Annotated in this window: 19 protein-coding genes; 12 read left to right on the top strand and 7 right to left on the bottom strand. The window is 42.5% G+C overall.

The genetic code is table 11. From position 1 onward, the window contains the following. Positions 1-69: 69 nt before the first annotated feature. The 4 genes from QNH43_RS25290 (at position 70) to QNH43_RS25275 (ending at position 2,319) form a co-directional block, all read left to right on the top strand. Positions 70-660 carry a peptidylprolyl isomerase gene (locus QNH43_RS25290; protein ID WP_283916157.1) on the top strand — a complete coding sequence of 197 codons (591 nt, stop codon included), beginning with the start codon at positions 70-72 and terminating at the stop codon, positions 658-660. Between the two features lie 135 nt (positions 661-795). Further along, positions 796-1,020, top strand: coding sequence for a hypothetical protein (locus QNH43_RS25285; protein ID WP_076368119.1), 225 nt, complete (start codon positions 796-798; stop codon positions 1,018-1,020). A gap of 167 nt (positions 1,021-1,187) precedes the next feature. Then, entirely contained in the window at positions 1,188-1,664 is a 477-nt protein-coding gene (locus QNH43_RS25280; protein WP_076368118.1) for a GNAT family N-acetyltransferase, read from the top strand. A gap of 40 nt (positions 1,665-1,704) precedes the next feature. After that, positions 1,705-2,319 (top strand): PH domain-containing protein, encoded by a 615-nt coding sequence (locus QNH43_RS25275; RefSeq protein WP_283916156.1) that lies wholly within the window; start codon positions 1,705-1,707, stop codon positions 2,317-2,319. A 37-nt stretch (positions 2,320-2,356) separates the two neighbouring features. Here the strand turns inward: QNH43_RS25275 and QNH43_RS25270 are convergent, their stop codons facing one another. After that, positions 2,357-3,214, bottom strand: a complete 858-nt coding sequence (locus QNH43_RS25270; RefSeq protein WP_283916155.1) for a manganese catalase family protein — start codon at positions 3,212-3,214, stop codon at positions 2,357-2,359. Between the two features lie 144 nt (positions 3,215-3,358). On the opposite strand from QNH43_RS25270, the gene QNH43_RS25265 reads away from it, so the two are divergent. Beyond that, on the top strand, positions 3,359-4,114 hold the full coding sequence (locus QNH43_RS25265) for a TraR/DksA C4-type zinc finger protein (protein ID WP_283916154.1): 756 nt from the start codon (positions 3,359-3,361) through the stop codon (positions 4,112-4,114). A gap of 41 nt (positions 4,115-4,155) precedes the next feature. Here the strand turns inward: QNH43_RS25265 and QNH43_RS25260 are convergent, their stop codons facing one another. Then, positions 4,156-5,340 (bottom strand): MalY/PatB family protein, encoded by a 1,185-nt coding sequence (locus tag QNH43_RS25260; protein ID WP_349654820.1) that lies wholly within the window; start codon positions 5,338-5,340, stop codon positions 4,156-4,158. A gap of 91 nt (positions 5,341-5,431) precedes the next feature. Here QNH43_RS25260 and QNH43_RS25255 point away from each other — a divergent pair, with 91 nt between their 5' ends. Further along, positions 5,432-5,692: a DUF1871 family protein gene (locus QNH43_RS25255; RefSeq protein ID WP_283916152.1), complete on the top strand. Its 261-nt coding sequence runs from the start codon at positions 5,432-5,434 to the stop codon at positions 5,690-5,692. Between the two features lie 232 nt (positions 5,693-5,924). Here the strand turns inward: QNH43_RS25255 and QNH43_RS25250 are convergent, their stop codons facing one another. Beyond that, a complete protein-coding gene (locus QNH43_RS25250) occupies positions 5,925-6,767 on the bottom strand; it encodes an alpha/beta fold hydrolase (RefSeq protein ID WP_283916151.1) in 843 nt (280 codons plus the stop codon). 298 nt (positions 6,768-7,065) lie between these two features. Here QNH43_RS25250 and QNH43_RS25245 point away from each other — a divergent pair, with 298 nt between their 5' ends. Together QNH43_RS25245 and QNH43_RS25240 are read left to right on the top strand one after the other, a co-directional pair. Next, entirely contained in the window at positions 7,066-7,566 is a 501-nt protein-coding gene (locus tag QNH43_RS25245) for an Lrp/AsnC family transcriptional regulator (protein ID WP_076368110.1), read from the top strand. Beyond that, positions 7,563-8,732: an aminotransferase gene (locus QNH43_RS25240; protein WP_283916150.1), complete on the top strand. Its 1,170-nt coding sequence runs from the start codon at positions 7,563-7,565 to the stop codon at positions 8,730-8,732. The genes QNH43_RS25245 and QNH43_RS25240 overlap by 4 nt, the downstream gene beginning before the upstream one ends. A 160-nt stretch (positions 8,733-8,892) precedes the next feature. Here the strand turns inward: QNH43_RS25240 and QNH43_RS25235 are convergent, their stop codons facing one another. Both QNH43_RS25235 and QNH43_RS25230 read right to left on the bottom strand, forming a co-directional pair. Beyond that, the gene (locus QNH43_RS25235) at positions 8,893-9,246 is read right to left on the bottom strand and encodes a helix-turn-helix domain-containing protein (protein ID WP_283916149.1); all 354 of its coding nucleotides are present in this window, start codon (positions 9,244-9,246) and stop codon (positions 8,893-8,895) included. Positions 9,247-9,386: 140 nt separating this feature from the next. Continuing rightward, positions 9,387-10,730 carry a sodium-dependent transporter gene (locus tag QNH43_RS25230; RefSeq protein ID WP_283916148.1) on the bottom strand — a complete coding sequence of 448 codons (1,344 nt, stop codon included), beginning with the start codon at positions 10,728-10,730 and terminating at the stop codon, positions 9,387-9,389. Positions 10,731-11,076: 346 nt separating this feature from the next. Between QNH43_RS25230 and yugI the strand changes: the two genes are divergently transcribed. After that, entirely contained in the window at positions 11,077-11,481 is a 405-nt protein-coding gene (gene yugI / locus QNH43_RS25225; RefSeq protein ID WP_063234086.1) for a S1 domain-containing post-transcriptional regulator GSP13, read from the top strand. 146 nt (positions 11,482-11,627) lie between these two features. Here yugI and QNH43_RS25220 read toward each other — a convergent pair whose 3' ends face one another. Beyond that, positions 11,628-11,861: a DUF378 domain-containing protein gene (locus QNH43_RS25220; protein ID WP_076368106.1), complete on the bottom strand. Its 234-nt coding sequence runs from the start codon at positions 11,859-11,861 to the stop codon at positions 11,628-11,630. A gap of 201 nt (positions 11,862-12,062) precedes the next feature. Here QNH43_RS25220 and QNH43_RS25215 point away from each other — a divergent pair, with 201 nt between their 5' ends. The 3 genes from QNH43_RS25215 to QNH43_RS25205 all read left to right on the top strand — a co-directional run bounded on the left by QNH43_RS25215 (position 12,063) and on the right by QNH43_RS25205 (position 15,344). After that, a complete protein-coding gene (locus QNH43_RS25215; RefSeq protein ID WP_283916147.1) occupies positions 12,063-13,226 on the top strand; it encodes an iron-containing alcohol dehydrogenase in 1,164 nt (387 codons plus the stop codon). Between the two features lie 146 nt (positions 13,227-13,372). After that, on the top strand, positions 13,373-14,719 hold the full coding sequence (locus QNH43_RS25210) for a glucose-6-phosphate isomerase (protein ID WP_076368104.1): 1,347 nt from the start codon (positions 13,373-13,375) through the stop codon (positions 14,717-14,719). A 220-nt stretch (positions 14,720-14,939) separates the two neighbouring features. After that, positions 14,940-15,344 carry a YugN-like family protein gene (locus tag QNH43_RS25205; RefSeq protein ID WP_076368103.1) on the top strand — a complete coding sequence of 135 codons (405 nt, stop codon included), beginning with the start codon at positions 14,940-14,942 and terminating at the stop codon, positions 15,342-15,344. On the opposite strand, the gene QNH43_RS25200 is transcribed toward QNH43_RS25205, so the two are convergent. Further along, positions 15,341-16,333: a potassium channel family protein gene (locus QNH43_RS25200; RefSeq protein WP_283916146.1), complete on the bottom strand. Its 993-nt coding sequence runs from the start codon at positions 16,331-16,333 to the stop codon at positions 15,341-15,343. The two genes, QNH43_RS25205 and QNH43_RS25200, sit on opposite strands and share 4 nt — an antisense overlap. Positions 16,334-16,512: the final 179 nt, after the last annotated feature.

Here is a 16,512-nt window from a genome sequence, read left to right as displayed (position 1 = left end):
GTGTACAAATGAAGATGAAAAATGGTGTTTCATGCCATTTTATTTTTAAAAAGAAAGAGGTTATGTACCATGACAAACTTTCCACAATTAACAAGTGAAGTTTTGGAAAATGAAAAAGCGGTCATCATGCAAACGACGATGGGCGATATTAAAATTAAACTATTCCCTGAACTGGCTCCAAAGACAGTGGAGAATTTCTTGACACATGCTGAAAACGGTTATTACGAAGGAATCATCTTCCACCGTGTCATCAAGGATTTCATGCTTCAAGGTGGAGATCCGACAGGGACTGGAATGGGTGGAGAAAGTATCTGGGGCACTCCATTTGAGGACGAGTTCTCTATGCAATTATTCAATTTGCGCGGAGCTCTTTCCATGGCTAATGCAGGTCCGGGAACAAACGGCAGCCAATTCTTCGTCGTACAAGCCCAGCATGTGGACAGCAGGATGGGTGAGCAAATGAAGCAAGCAGGTTATCCGGAGGAAATCATCAGTGCTTATATGGAACAAGGAGGCACACCATGGCTGGATCATAAACACTCTGTTTTTGGACAAGTGGTCGAAGGCATGGACATTGTTGATACGATTGCTAACGTGGAGACAGTTGCGGGAGACAAGCCAGCAGTGGACGTAGTCATTAAAGGGATCACCATTTTATAATATAAAAGAGAAGCGGGGGGCTTATTGCCTCTCGTTTTTTTAGGTTTTAGTGGATTAGGCCCACTAGTGGATTGTTCTGGTAATTGATATAATGGGATAATGCAGTTTAATTCCCTATCAGGAAGGATGTTTCGGATGGACTTTCTCAATCATGCTTTACTGGGCTTGTTTCTTTACTTTCCAGAAGACAAGACTGAATATATCTCGGCTGGTATAACTTGCTTCATTTTTTTAGTGGCAGCCGTTTTGACGATGAGGGCAATTATCAGATATTCAAAGAAGGAAGAAATGAAAACCAAGCAATTCGAAGATGAGGTCACCAGAAGGAACCAGCGAATAAAGGATGATACCATTTCTTGATCCCGGAAGTGCCGTGCATCGCGAGCCCCGTTCTTTAATATTGATTATCTGAATATGAATGGTATTATGTTTTGTTAGAAGGTCGTGAAGAATTAAATGTTCCCTTATCAGCATAAGCATTTTATACTATAAACATAGAGATAGAAATTTTGGGGGCGTAATTGGTTATGCAAATCATAGCGAAAAGAATGATTGCGGCAGATACGGTTAAGGATTTTTTCATTCAGCACTGGGAGACGACTCAAGTGGTTTTTTCAAGAGGCTTGTTTCATTATGCGGAACTTGAGGGTGTTGGGGTGATGGACGAGAATGAAAAAATCGCGGGGTTGGGAACATACAAATTATCCGACCATGTTTGTCAGATCATCTCTTTGAATAGTGAGCATGAGAATCAGGGTGTGGGCTCATCGTTGCTTTATGTGATGGAAAATATCGCTAAGGAAAAAAATTGCCATACTATTAAAGCGATTACAACGAACGATAATTTACAGGCATTGAAGTTTTTTCAAAAGCGTGGTTATGTCATTTCGGAAATCGTTAAAAATGCCGTTGAAGAATCACGGAAAATCAAGCCCGAAATACCATTTTACAGTTTTGATGGAATTCCGATCAGAGACGAGATAATACTGGAGAAATACTTATAATAAGGTGTAATTCACCTGGATTTTGATAGGGGGAATAGGGATGTTCAAGAAAATGGCGGCGGATGCCCTTGGTCTTAGTGATATTGGAAGTGTGATTAATCCTGCCGATTATGACAAGGTGGATGCAGATGATTATATCATGCATGAAGATGGGGAAAAAATTTATTTCCTGATCAAATCTAAAACCGATGAGTATTGTTTTACGAATCAAGCGTTCATACATTTGGACGGCACAAGTGCCATAAGCAAAAAGCGTACACTTACAAGATATAGCTACAGCCAGCATAATATTTCCAACGCTACGCTTGAAACCGCAGGGACCGTGGATTTGGATGCGGAAATTAAATTTTCGATCGGGGCGAAGACTTTCTCGATTGATGTCCATAAGAAATTCATTGAAGAATTAAAAGACTTATTCAAATCACTCGTGAAAATATCGGAAATTTGCCATGAGAATGAGTATGCCCTTCAATATGCCCAGCAAAGCGTAAACCTTGCTTCTTCCACTTTGAACCAGGTTCGCACTGATGGAAGCCAAATGGCTGCAAGTTTCAAGGAAATAAATTCCGCAGCTTTCGAATGGTTGATGGATAGCCGGAAAAAGTACCATGTTAAAGATTTTGGCTATGTTTTTGAGAAATATATAAATAATTAAAAAAGGAGGCGGACGCGGAATGTGTCCGCCTTCTTTTTTAATTGTTCAAATCACTCAAGCCAGGGCTATGTTCATTTGGCATATCTGGCATTTCAGGGACAGGGAATCCTTTTGGCGGATCGGTAACAGCAAGGTTTCCGCCATTTCGGCTCGGTGTCTCCCCTTTGAAAATCTCGCCGATTTGAGTTTGGTCCAACCTGAAGTTGAATTGGGCATTATGGTAGCCTAAATCCACATATTTGCGGCATTCAGGATATTTGTTCAAATCATAATTAGGTACAGGGAAGATTTTCCCCCAGTCAACCCCAAGAGTTTCTAATGCCTTGGCAAATGCATTTTGGTGGGCATTGTCGCGAACCATCAAAAATGCCAGTGTTTCGCGCATCGATTTATTGGAACTCATTTCATAAATCCTGGACTTTTGCAGGACCCCCGTGGATTCAAGCATGACATTGTTCAAAAGGTTAGCCACAAGGTTACCGTGATCATAAACCCATGATCCATTCCATGGATTGCCGCCAGCATCGACGGGAAGGGATGCTTTCGCACCAATGATGAAGTGATGGGGGTTTGCGCCGCCGTTGATGACTTCATCCAATGGGGCGCCATCGATAGCGGAATCCCCAGGCATATTCCCGCCAGCACCATTCAGCAGCTGGTTGATGGTTGATTGGACAAGTTCAATGTGGCTAAGTTCCTCCAAGAAAACTCCACGGAGTAAATCGCGATATTGTTTAGCCTTGCCGCGGAAGTTTGCGCTTTGGAAAGAATACTGCATCATCGTCCGCATTTCACCAAATTGTCCTCCAAGCGTTTCCTGAAGTACTTTTGCTGCATTCGGATCAGGCTTATCGGGAACGATCATATTGATTAAGTCTTCTTTATAGAAATACAATTTGGATGCCCTCCTTGAAGTTAATATTTCTAAGTTAGCTTCTGTTATCTGAATTAAATTATCCCTAAGGTAAAAAGTACCTTTATGGAATAGCGGGATGAGAGAAATACTAGAGGGAAGAACGATTTTGAAAGGATGTTGCACATGCTATCCAATCAGCAGCTTAAAGAATTTCAACAGCAATTGCAGCAATCGAAGCAAGAGTTGGAAGAGCGATTAAATGATTCAGGCAACTACGATTTAAGAAGAAGTTTGGAGGATTCGACAGGTGAGTTATCGAGTTACGATAATCATCCCGGAGATGAAGGAACCGAGTTATATGAACGGGAAAAGGATTTGGCCCTTTCCGAGCATGATCGCGATGAAATAAGGGATATTGAACGAGCTCTTTCCGCCATCGAGGCAGGTGAGTATGGAAAGTGTGAGGTTTGTTCAAAGGAAATACCTCTTGAACGTTTGAAAGCCATCCCTACCACGACTTATTGTGTCGAGCACACCCCATCACAGGAAACTTCGGACAATCGGCCGGTGGAAGAGGAAGTGCTGGGCCCCCCATTTGGAAAGTTTGATTATGATGACCGTCACGAATCGGTTGCATACGATGCGGAGGATTCTTGGCAGGATGTTGCCAGTTATGGAACATCTGAATCGCCATCCGATTTTGCAAATCCGCCAAACGATTACGAAGATATGTATGTCGAGTCCGAAGAAAATATCGGATATGTCGAAGATTATGAAAATTTCGTTGGTGTCGATTTATACGGTAAAGAGATAACGGTATATCCGAATTCCCAATATCAAGAATTGAAGGAAGAACTTTTTGAAGAAAATATTCAAACCTCGTTTGGGGATTTGCCACGATATGAGCATGATCCTTATGTCGATGAAGAAAAAGATTGAAAAAGAAGAACCAGGATTCTAGGCCTGGTTCTTCTTTTTATTCATGAAAACGCCAATTTCAAACGGTTTAGCCCATCCATCAGGACGCTGCGTGAACAGCCGAGGTTCATTCGGACGAAACCTTCTCCGCCAGGTCCGTATTTAGAACCAGGCTCCAATGCGAGCTTCCCTTGATGGATAAGTCGATCCTTAATTTCCTTGTCGGTCAATCCAAGGTCACGGCAGTCAATCCATAAAAGGTAAGAGGCTTCCGGATGCATGACATGCAGTGAAGGAATTTCAGCAGCAATGAATTCCTCTGCCACTTTTATATTTTCCTCAATGTAGCCAATCATGTCTTCAAGCCATTCCAGGCCCTCTCGATACGCGGCTTCCATTGCTGTTAAGGCAAAGATGTTAAGACCATGGAAGGCCAGTTTCGTTTGCGCCTTTTGCAGTTGCTTCTGCAATTTTCCATTACTGGCGATCAGGAATGAAGCCTGAAGGCCGGCAATATTGAATGTTTTGCTTGGCGCCATCAATGTAACGGTTATGTCCGCTAAATTTTTTGAAAGCGAGCCGATCGGATAATGCCTTGATGATTTATGGAATAAGTCGGCGTGTATCTCATCACTGACGATGACTACATTATATTTTTCACATAACTCCCCGATTCGTAACAGTTCGTCCTTTGTCCAAACGCGTCCGCCAGGGTTATGCGGACTGCAAAAAAGGAATAGTTTCACTCCGCTTTTCAGCTTGTCCTCAAAATCAGTGAAATCAATCTCGAAGCGGTCCTCTTCCATGATAAGGGGACTATTGACCACTACCCGGTCATTATTTTTGATCATATCAAAAAATGGGGTATAGACTGGAGATTGTAACAATATTTTATCGCCCGGGTTCGTGAATGCTTGGATCGTTGTACCGATTGCAGAAACGACCCCAGAGCTAAATGAGACCCACTCTTTATCGATTTGCCAGGAGTGCCGGTCTTTAAGCCAACTTTGAATTTCGGTAAAAACCGTTTCAGAAGGGACCGTATAGCCGAAAATTGGATGGTTCAAACGTTCCATCAATGCCTTTTGAATGCCCTCAGGAGATGGGAAGTCCATATCGGCAACCCACATCGGGAGGACATCTTCGCGCCCGTACAATGATGTGAGCGAGTTTTTATCCCATTTTGCAGACCCTGAATTTTCCCTGTTTATTTGTTCTTCGAATATTGACTTGTTCAAAATATCCACCACCGAATAAAATTTGTCATTTCGCGAAAAGCCTGTTGTTATGATACTATGAAATCATGTTCTTTGAAAATATTGAGCAGGTGATGATTAAATGGATACACAGCAAATGAATTTAGCGTTGGTTGCCGTTTTACAAGATTGGGACCCATTCAAAATAGGATGGGATCTTTATGAGCCCGAAATTGCAGATACGGTCGTAGCGATCCGAGATATAGATGATCCAAAGGTACTGGCGGAAAAAATAAAATCCATTTACGAGTTCTCGTTCGATGAATCCGTTCAGATGGAAAAGTGCCTGGAAGTTGCAAAAAAGCTGCTCATCATAAAAAATGATGCAAGCTGTTCGATCTAAGGTGAAAAAGGGTGTACCCAGAAATCAGGGGCACCTTTTTTACGTTGTTTTTTGCTCTATACTCATAGTTTGTGCAGCTAACTCATAGTTTGTGCCGTTTACTCGTGAGTTTTGGCGGTTTACTGGTGAGATTGTGCGATTTACTCGTGAGATTGTGCGGTTTACTCGTGAATTTGGGCGATTTACTCGTGAAATGGGCTTTTACTCGTGAGTTTGTGCTTTTACTCGTGAATTACGTTGGGGTGGCCACTCCAATAAATCCTTTAATTAATTGATACACTTCTTCCGGCTTCTCCTCTGGAAGAAGGTGCCCGGTATCCTCAAGTACAACAAGCTTGGAATTAGGCAGGTCTTCATGGAGCCTTTGGCCAATATTCAATGGCACCACTCGATCATGCCTTCCCCAAATAAGCAGGCATGGTGTATGAATATCACTAAGGTCCTCCTTCAACAAATCGACTTCCTTATCTCGAAGCATCCTACCCAATGCCCGGAAAATATCATGCTTCTTTATGAATGGCCCTAGATATCCCTGCCGCATTTCATCGTCGATCATGGCCGGGTCATGGACGACATTTTTCAAGTTCTTTTCGATACCTGATTTTTGTAGATACCGTTTTATACCGAAAGAAAAGAAAGGCAGGTAACTGACCATCTTCATTTTCTCCGAATAGCCTGGCTGATAGCCTGAACCGGCAAGAAGAATGGCATGTTCGACAAGATCAGGATATGATTTGATGAGCTGCAGGGAAATCTGTCCGCCCATGGAATGGCCGATGATGCTGAATTTCCTGATGTCTTTTCCCTCTAAGAACATAACGACGGACTTAGCGATGTTCCGGAATGAATATGTATATCGATAATCTTTTCCGCTTTGCCCGAATGGCGGGAGGTCTATGGAAATCACATTGTATTCCTTGATTAAATAGGGCACTAATTTACGGAAACTGAAGCTCGACGACAAAAATCCATGAAGCAGGACAAGGGTGGGGAGGGAATCATCGATTCGGTCATATTCGAAATAGATATCCATATTACCCACCCGTTCGACGCCTTTGATTGTATGACTCTCCATATAAGCTCCTCCTCCGTTATTGGTCAATAACCGTGCTTCCCTTAAAATCCCAAAAAAGGTCCTTTAATACTGTTGCATAACAGTAATTGTAATAATAACGATGAAAAAAGACAATTACTATAACAGGTCACCAACCAATTTTGATATAATAGTGTAAGTTTATCCTGACAGAATAGGACTTATTAAATTATATTGTCATATAGGTTTTTAAATAAAGTCTAATAAGGTAATTCGTGAGACTATCTGCCAGCCAAACCATCACATCTAAATTAGTGAATTCCAAAAGGGGGGTTTTCCAATGCACTTGAATGAAGAGGAATTGGAAGTCTTGAGAATCATTGAAAATAACAGCCGGATTGATATGAAGGATTTGGCTAAAATGACCGATCAATCAGAATCGGACATTGAAATTACATTGAAGAAATTAGAAGATATGCGGGTCATAGTCCGTTATTTAACAGTCATTAACTGGGCTAAAGTGGATGAATACCACGGTGTCACAGCGATGATCGATGTAAAAGTCACTCCAAAACGCGGCGTCGGTTTCGATGAGGTCGCAAAAAGGATTTACAAATTCAAAGAAGTCCAGTCCGTTTATTTAATGTCTGGGGCTTATGATCTTTCGGTCATTGTCGAAGGACGTTCGATGAACGAAGTGGCAAGCTTTGTTTCGGAGAAACTTTCGACACTGGATTCCGTCATTTCTACGACGACTCACTTCATTATGAAAAAATACAAGCATGATGGCACAATTTTCGAACAAACTGAAGAAGATAAAAGGATAGTGGTGTCACCATGATTAAAACGAGTTATGTTTCAAAAACGATTTCAGAGCTTAAACCATCAGGCATCCGCCGCTTTTTCGACTTGGCAGCCAATTTGGAAGGGGTCGTCTCCCTTGGTGTGGGTGAACCGGATTTCGTTACATCTTGGGCAGTGAGGGAAGCGGCGATCAACTCCTTGGAGGAAGGGTATACCTCTTATACCGCCAATGCTGGATTATATGAATTAAGGTCGGAAATCAGCGGGTATATGGAGAAGCAGTTCCATGTTTCGTATAGACCGGAGGATCAAATCATTGTCACGGTCGGAGCGAGCCAAGCCCTCGATATTGCCCTGAGGACCATCTTGAATCCGGGTGAAGAAGTCATTGTCGTCGAACCTTGTTTCGTCGCCTATGCACCGCTTGTGACCATGGCAGGGGGAATACCGGTCACGGTCCAAACATCCAAGGAAGATGACTTTAAGTTGACTCCCCAACAACTCGAGGCGGCGATCACGCCTAAAACGAAGGCCGTTTTAATCTGTTCACCGAATAACCCGACGGGAACCCAACTTGGGCAGGAAGAATTAGTGATGCTTGCTGACATCGTTAAAAAGCATGACTTACTGGTGATTTCCGATGAAATCTATGCAGAACTTGCTTATGATGAGACATTCACTTCTTTTGCTGCCATTGACGGCATGCTTGAGCGGACAATCGTCATCAATGGGTTTTCGAAAGGGTTTGCGATGACTGGCTGGCGTCTTGGGTTCGTTTGTGCACCTAAGGAAATTTCCGAGGCGATGCTTAAGCTTCATCAATATGCGATGATGTGTGCGCCGACCGTTGCGCAGCATGCTGCATTGGAAGCTTTAAAGCACGGAATGCAGGATGTGGAGGAAATGCGTCGCAGTTATCGGAGAAGGCGAAATTATATCGTGAAATCATTTAACGAGATTGGACTGGATTGCCATAATCCTGGCGGGGCTTTTTATGCATTCCCTTCAATCGAGAAAACGGGGATGACTTCAATGGAATTTGCTGAAAAACTTCTGACGGAAGAACTTGTAGCCGTTGTGCCGGGTGATGTGTTTGGGGAAAGCGGTGAAGGTCATATCCGCTGTTCCTATGCATCCTCCATGGAGCAGCTTCAAGAAGCGCTTAGAAGGATGGAACGTTTCATGAAGAACCATTGCAAATAAAAGCAAAAAAATAGGGATCCGGCCGTTCCAAGCAGCCGGATCCCTTTCCATAGGGGGAATTAGAAAAAAGAGTTAATCTAATGGATTAACATAGAAAGTGTTAATCATAGTATATCCAGTACCCTGAAAAAAAATACACATACTACGACCTTTTTTTGAATTAAGCTTGTGTATTATATAAAGTATGCATAACATTCAGAATTTGGTCTTCGCTAAAGTCCTTGGCTGTTCTTAGAATGAGCTCCGCTTTTTTTGTTCCGATTTCTTCAATCAGTTTTTTTATGTCCTCGTCGATATCTGCAGCGTTCCCAGTTTGGGCGTCCTTCAGGAATTCTGAAGCGGGAATGTCAAGAACGGTGGAAAGCCGTAGGATGGTTTGTGTATCAGGAACCGATTCACCCGATTCATACTTTTCTATCTTCTTCGTACCGATTCGTAATTTCAAAGCCAGTTCCTGTTGAGTGAGGTTATGATTCTCTCGGTATTGACGGATATTCTTCGCGATATTTGACATAGTCAGACACTCCTTTTTCAGGAAATATATTTTCTTTATGTCATTATTTTACCATATTATTACTTGAGGTAAGTCACGGAATATGTAGGTTTTGTGAAAAAAATGCCGTATCGAGAAATATCGAAACGGCACGTAGGATGTTAAATGAGATTAGTGGACTTAAGGAATACGAGTATGATCATGATCGGCACGATGTAGCGAATCAGGAAATACCAAAGTTTAAAAAGTGATCGGCCGGAATCTGCGCCGGATTCGAACTCCTTTTGTACCTCGATCCTTTTCATTTGATAACCGATGAAAAGGGATATGAACAAGGCACCGACTGGCAGCGCGATATTGCTTGTCAGATAATCGGCGAAATCGAATATGGATAAATTGAAAATCTTCACATCCGAAAGCACCCCAAATGATAATGCGCTAGGAATCCCTATCAGGAAAACGGTGATACCAGCTATCCAAGAAGCCTTCTTCCGCTTTGCAGCATCACCCTTGATCATGGCTGCAACGGTGATTTCGAGAATGGAGAATGCCGTCGTAAGGGTGGCAAATAATAATAATATGAAGAAAATGAACATGAAGATCCCGCCAAGCGCCATTTCATTGAATACGGCAGGCAACACGACAAAAACCAGTCCAGGCCCGCTTGAAGGGCTGAAACCCAGTGCGAAAACAGCCGGGAAGATGACCAAACCTGCCAGCAAGGAGATGAAGATATTCAGCCCGACTACCGAAAAGGCCGATTTTGTAATATCTTCTTTTTTACTTAAATAGGATGCGTAGGTTACCATCACGGAAACACCGACACTTAGTGCAAAGAAGGATTGGCCAAGTGCCAATAGGATCGTTTCCCCTGTCATTGCGGAAAAGTCCGGCTTCAAGAAGAATTTAACACCTTCCATCGCTCCATCCAGAGTCAAGGAACGGATAAGGAGAATGATGAAAAGTATGAACAAGGAAGGCATCATATATTTATTAGCCTTTTCGATTCCCTTGGAAACGCCGCCTTGCACGACCCAAATGGTAAAGACCATGAATAATAACTGAGCGATAACCGTTTCATATGGATCACTGATTATCGTATTGAAGAAGTTACCATATTCTTCTTGCGTCAAGTTTGAGAGAGAACCTGTAAAGCTTCTTGCTAAATAGGAGATGATCCAGCCTCCAACAACACTGAAAAAGGAAAGAAGAATGATTGAAGCGACGACACCGCCATATCCAATCAACGCCCAAGGCTTTCCAGGGGCAATATATTTATATGCGCTAATGGCATCTTTCTGGGCATTGCGGCCAATCGTGAATTCCGCTATTAATATCGGCGCACCGATAAGTACTGTGAATAAAATGAAGAGAAGGAAAAAGACCCCTCCACCATTTGCCCCAGTCATATATGGGAGCTTCCAGATGGCGCCCAATCCAATAGCGGATCCCGCGGCTGCCAGGATGAACCCAAGTTTTGAAGTCCATTGATCTTGTTTTGACATGATGGAAAAACTCCTTTAGATGTAAAGAATATCTAGCTGTATATTACTTTTTGTAAAACATTTTCTCATCTTACTATGATTATAGGGAATTGGATAGTGTTACACTATTGCAATCTTTAGAAAAATGAGTGAATATTTTAAGGGGAATAGAGGTTATTTGCAAATTTTTAGGATAAGTTATAAATAAAGAACTTATAATATTTATTATTTCCAAAAAACAAACATTTTTAATGAGTAAAATCCCAAAAAGTATGGTATACTTAACTTTGATTATTTTCCAATTATGTGATATAATTTTTTATTGCGTGAAAAGACGAAAAAATATATATAAAATAGGAGTGTTACCATGTCTGAAAAATTCGAAATTGGTGCGGTAGTTGCTGGTAAAGTAACTGGTATTCAACCATACGGTGCATTTGTTGCTCTAGATGATTCAACTCAAGGTTTAGTTCATATTTCTGAAATTACTCACGGATTCGTTAAAGATATCAACGAACATTTAAAAGTGGGCGATGAAGTGAAAGTTAAAGTGCTTTCCATCGATTCAGCTGCTGGAAAAATCGGCTTATCGATCCGCGCTACAGAAGAAGCTCCTGAGCGTACTGAAGCTCCGAAAAAAGCTCCGAAAAAACGCCAAGCTTCTGTTAAAGCGACATCTCACATCGAATCTACTGAAGGTTTCAACACATTGAAAGACAAACTTCAAGAGTGGATCGAACAATCTCAACGCGAAGACTTAATCAAAAAATAATTTTGGGAACCGGCAGATCTTCGATCAGCCGGTTTTTTTTGTCCATTTCATGGACGGCAGTTGGGCATATGAATGAAATAAAGCCGGGTCATGTGTTTATCCATGGTCCGGCTTTATTTTATAAAGCATAAACAATGTCGATGACATCAACGAGTCGGTTTAGTTTCAGGCTCTCTGGAAATTTCAGGGCTTGGTTTAAAGAGAAGACCAAGATTAATGAGACCGGCAATTCCAACCAATCCATAAACGATACGGGCCATTCCAGCATCTTGCCCTCCGAAAATCGAAGCGACCAAGTCAAATTGGAAAAATCCTATTAATCCCCAGTTGATTGCCCCAATTATTGTAAGAACAAGTGCAGTTCTTTGTATTCCACTCATTGTACAGCCTCCTTTTTGAAAAAATCAGTTCTTTACTTATCATGCTTTTTCATCATGTAAATATACATCCACTCAAAAGTTCCGGGCGGATATTTTGTATTTAAATGGAACATTGGTCATAATGAATAAAAGAAAAACTAGCACTTGGCTCTGTCGATCATTCAAAAACGGAGTCAATGTGGCATTAAAGGAGAGATACCATTGGAGAATTTCACATATAAAAATCCTACTAAAGTCATTTTCGGGAAAGGTCAGCTTGAAAGCCTAAAAACTGAAATTCCTGCGTATGGTGATAAAGTTTTACTTGTATATGGTGGAGGAAGCATAAAGAAAAATGGCTTATATGAAAAAGTGGTCAATACCTTGAAAGTGGTCGATGCAGAGGTGCACGAACTTTCCGGAGTTGAACCGAATCCACGCATCTCGACAGTCCGGAAAGGTGTTGATCTTTGTAAAGAGCATGGTATCGACTTTGTCCTTGCTGTTGGGGGAGGAAGCGTCATCGACGCTACAAAGGCCATCGTTGCGGGTGCTAAATATGAGGGGGATCCATGGGATCTTGTCATTAAGAAGGCACCAGTCGAAGAGGCGCTTCCATTCGGAACGGTGCTGACTTTAGCTGCAACCGGCTCTGAGGCGAATTCCGGATCTGTCATAACAAACTGGGAAACGAAAGAGAAATATGGATGGGGAAGTCCATTGGTATTTCCGCAATTCTCCATTTTGGATCCTGAAAATACCTTTTCAGTACCGAAAGACCAAACGGTATACGGAATGGTCGATATGATGTCACATGTGTTCGAAACTTATTTCCATCCGGAAACGCATGCGCCGCTTCAGGACCGTTTTTGTGAATCGCTGTTATCGACGGTGATTGAAACGGCACCTAAACTATTGGAAGACCTGGAGAATTATGAGCACCGGGCTACTATCCTGTATGCCGGAAACCTGGCCTTGAATGGGTCGCTTGGGGTCGGTTACAGCGGTGATTGGGCAACGCATAACATTGAACATGCCGTTTCAGCTGTTTATGACATCCCGCATGCAGGCGGATTGGCCATCTTATTCCCAAATTGGATGAAGCATGTGCTGCATGAAAATGTCGCACGCTTTAAACAAGTGGCAGTCCGTGTATTCCATGTAGATCCTGAAGGTAAGACAGATGAGGAAGCGGCCCTTGAAGGCATTGAAAGACTTAGGTCATTTTGGAGCAGCTTAGGGGCGCCGACCAATCTTTCGGATTATGGCATCGATGACTCACAATTGGAAGTCATGGCTGATAAAGCGATGAGCAGAGGGGAATTTGGAAGATTCAAAGTCCTGAACCGTGAAGATGTCCTTGCCATTTTACGGGCATCATTATAAACAAGTGATATGATCCTTTCTCCCGCCTTGTCAGGTGGGAGATTACTTTATATGCATAATTCATTATTTACTTGATCGATTTCTTGATTATGAGAATTACATCAGATAAAGTGAAAGGGAAACTAAGAATTCAAGGAGGAATTTGAATGGCCCATATTCGTTTCGATTATTCAAAAGCCCTGCCGTTTTTCGGGGAGCATGAAATTACCTATTTACAGGATGCTGTAAAAGTGGCACACCATTCCCTGCATGAGCAGACAGGGGCAGGCAATGAATATCTTGGCTGGCTTGATTTACCCGCCAATTATGATAAAGAAGAGTTCTCAAGAATCAAAAAAGCGGCAGCCAAAATAAAAGAAGATTCAGAAGTGCTGCTGGTTATCGGAATTGGTGGATCATATCTGGGAGCGCGGGCAGCAGTTGAGATGCTTCAACATAGTTTTTATAACATTTTACCTTCGGATAAAAGAAATGCACCGCAAATTTTATTTGTGGGTAATAATATAAGCTCTACATATATGCAGGACTTGATGGACCTGTTGGAAAATAGGGATTTCTCGATCAATGTCATCTCTAAATCCGGTACGACCACGGAGCCTGCGCTGGCTTTCAGGATTTTCCGGAAGCTGTTGGAACAAAAATACGGCGTTGAAGAAGCTAAGGGCCGCATTTATGCCACCACTGATAAAGAGAAGGGTGCATTAAAAACGGTAGCGACGGAGGAAGGCTTCCAAACCTTCGTCATTCCTGATGATGTTGGCGGACGTTACTCGGTCTTAACGGCTGTAGGGCTGCTTCCGATTGCGGTCAGCGGGGCGGATATCGATCAAATCATGGAGGGAGCCGAGCGCGCCAGGGTGGACTTCAGCTCTTCCGAGTTAGGCGAGAATCAGGCATACCAATATGCTGCAGTTCGGAATATCCTATACAATAAAGGGAAAACGATTGAAATGCTGATAAACTATGAGCCTGGACTTCAATATTTCTCTGAGTGGTGGAAACAATTATTTGGGGAAAGTGAAGGAAAGGATCAAAAAGGGATATTCCCTTCATCGGCTAACTTCTCGACTGACCTGCATTCATTGGGGCAGTATGTTCAGGAAGGACGGCGTGATCTTTTTGAAACAGTCATCAAAGTGGAAAAGGCCCGTCATGAAATCTTGATTGAAGAAGCGGCCAATGACTTGGATGGCCTGAATTACCTATCAGGCAAAACGGTGCAATTCGTGAATGATAAAGCATTTGAGGGTACGCTGTTAGCCCATACGGACGGTGGCGTTCCCAACCTGATCGTAACGGTTCCCCAGCTCGATGCTTATACTTTTGGCTACCTTGTATATTTCTTCGAGAAAGCTTGTGCAATGAGCGGATACTTACTGGGTGTAAATCCATTTGATCAGCCTGGAGTGGAAGCCTATAAGGTGAACATGTTTGCCCTTTTAGGAAAGCCGGGTTATGAAAAGAAAAAAGCGGAGCTCGAACAGCGCTTATAATATAAAAGGCATCAAGCCGGAATAACATCCTGCTTGATGCCTTTTTTTGTTGAAAGCTAAAGCAGTGCCATCAAGGAAGCGACGAAGAGAGGGAAACTTCACAAAAGCATGGCTTGGAAGCCGACCTTACGCCAATCGAGGGAACAATAGAGGCATTCCGGGTTTTTTTTAAGGCACTTTGGTTAAGCTAATAGAAAATTAGCGAAAGAGGTTTTATACAATGATTAAAATTTCTTCTCAGTTGGAAGGGAAAACATTCGGTTTGTTCGATCTGGAGACGAAGTTAAAGCCGGAAGGATATGTGATAGGCGGGGGATGGGATTATGACCACGGGTCTTTTGATTATAAGATTGATGACAGTGATGGCTACCAATTCTTGCGAGTCCCTTTCAAGGCTGTTGATGGTTCACTCGATAAGGATGGGGTAATGGTCGAACTATTACAACCGTTTTTGTTATCTCATAAGTATGAGGACGGGATGGATGATGAAGGAAATATCGGAAACCTCTCCGCTTCCTTCAATCAGTTTGCCGAGCCTGAAGATCCGGATGCCGAATTTCCGGAAAACTATATCTCATTAGGAAAAGCGCTTGTCCGTGATTTGGAAAAGCTTTTATTACATTAATCTTCAATGATGAGCAAGGTGTCATCACGATGTATGATTACATCTCCAGGGGGCTTGATTAATTTCTTGCCTCCTGAAATGATGCCGACCAATAAAATGTCTTGATCGAATAGCTTAACTTTCAACTGTTTAAACGTCAATTCAACCCAGTCATCCTGGATGGTCAGCTGCTTGATGTTCAATCCATCCCGTTCACTTTGCTCTTCGGCTTCCGCAAGGATCCCCTTCGATAAGCAATCCTGCATATATTCACTCGCAAATTTATTCGTTTCCACGATACCGTCCGCCCCTGCCCGTAAAGCATTTTCCTTTTGTTCCTGCGTTAATATTTCCACAAGACAATATACATGAGGATTCAGCCCTTTGACTGCCAGTAATGTTAATATCGAGAACATATCCGTTTGCAGCTCGTCTTGCTTAAGGTCAGCCGTGATCAGGACGCGTATGGCTTGTTTTACATTTGCCTTCTGCAAAACGGAATCCAATGTAGCTTTTCCTTGGATAAAGTGGATATTCGTTCTTGGAAGCGGGTGCTTTTGCAGTGTATCATCTATAAGGACAATGGATTGATGATGTTTACGATCATGAATGTTCTCGATGATTCTCTGGGAACGGCCATTCCAACCCACAATGATAATATGACCGCCGCCGCCGAATACTTTCTTTCCTGATAGAAATTGCTGTTCATTGGAAATGGAAATCTTTGCAATGTACGCAAAATAAGAGGTAATCAGGCCGGCGCCCGACAAAATGAGGACAATTCCAATGACTTTTCCAAGACTTGTCACGGGAGTGAAATCTCCGTAACCCACCGTTGACATAGTCACGATTGCCCACCAGATGCCATCAAGTAACGTAGGGAATCTCTCTGGCTCCACAAAGTGTATCAAGACCCCGAATGAAAGTAAAAATAATGCGATGGTGGAAAGCAATCTGATGAAACGCGGAAATCTGGGAACGATGCTGGTGTATGGACCGATTCGAATCATGTTTTTCACATCCCTTAAGCTGTTCCTTTTAGTATGGTCAAAAAAGGCTTGGCTCATAAGGGTGCGGCCAGACAAACTTTGAATGATGGAAATTGGAAATTTTAGGGTAAATGATAAAAGCCTTCCAGATGATGTCGGAAGGCTTTTATGGTTGAGTCACGTATCCTGAACTGGACTTC

The organism is Peribacillus simplex (assembly GCF_030123325.1).
GTDB lineage: Bacteria > Bacillota > Bacilli > Bacillales > DSM-1321 > Peribacillus > Peribacillus simplex_D.
This window is presented reverse-complemented; position numbering and strand designations above follow the sequence as displayed.

Coding starts and splice junctions, on each gene's coding strand:
- QNH43_RS25210 (WP_076368104.1), top strand. CDS start 13,373: ATGGCCCATATTCGTTTCGATTATTCAAAAGCCCTGCCGTTTTTCGGG.
- QNH43_RS25205 (WP_076368103.1), top strand. CDS start 14,940: ATGATTAAAATTTCTTCTCAGTTGGAAGGGAAAACATTCGGTTTGTTC.
- QNH43_RS25275 (WP_283916156.1), top strand. CDS start 1,705: ATGTTCAAGAAAATGGCGGCGGATGCCCTTGGTCTTAGTGATATTGGA.
- QNH43_RS25235 (WP_283916149.1), bottom strand. CDS start 9,246: ATGTCAAATATCGCGAAGAATATCCGTCAATACCGAGAGAATCATAAC.
- QNH43_RS25265 (WP_283916154.1), top strand. CDS start 3,359: ATGCTATCCAATCAGCAGCTTAAAGAATTTCAACAGCAATTGCAGCAA.
- QNH43_RS25285 (WP_076368119.1), top strand. CDS start 796: ATGGACTTTCTCAATCATGCTTTACTGGGCTTGTTTCTTTACTTTCCA.
- QNH43_RS25250 (WP_283916151.1), bottom strand. CDS start 6,767: ATGGAGAGTCATACAATCAAAGGCGTCGAACGGGTGGGTAATATGGAT.
- QNH43_RS25220 (WP_076368106.1), bottom strand. CDS start 11,861: ATGAGTGGAATACAAAGAACTGCACTTGTTCTTACAATAATTGGGGCA.
- QNH43_RS25280 (WP_076368118.1), top strand. CDS start 1,188: ATGCAAATCATAGCGAAAAGAATGATTGCGGCAGATACGGTTAAGGAT.
- QNH43_RS25290 (WP_283916157.1), top strand. CDS start 70: ATGACAAACTTTCCACAATTAACAAGTGAAGTTTTGGAAAATGAAAAA.
- QNH43_RS25240 (WP_283916150.1), top strand. CDS start 7,563: ATGATTAAAACGAGTTATGTTTCAAAAACGATTTCAGAGCTTAAACCA.
- QNH43_RS25255 (WP_283916152.1), top strand. CDS start 5,432: ATGGATACACAGCAAATGAATTTAGCGTTGGTTGCCGTTTTACAAGAT.
- QNH43_RS25245 (WP_076368110.1), top strand. CDS start 7,066: ATGCACTTGAATGAAGAGGAATTGGAAGTCTTGAGAATCATTGAAAAT.
- QNH43_RS25200 (WP_283916146.1), bottom strand. CDS start 16,333: ATGATTCGAATCGGTCCATACACCAGCATCGTTCCCAGATTTCCGCGT.
- QNH43_RS25230 (WP_283916148.1), bottom strand. CDS start 10,730: ATGTCAAAACAAGATCAATGGACTTCAAAACTTGGGTTCATCCTGGCA.
- yugI (WP_063234086.1), top strand. CDS start 11,077: ATGTCTGAAAAATTCGAAATTGGTGCGGTAGTTGCTGGTAAAGTAACT.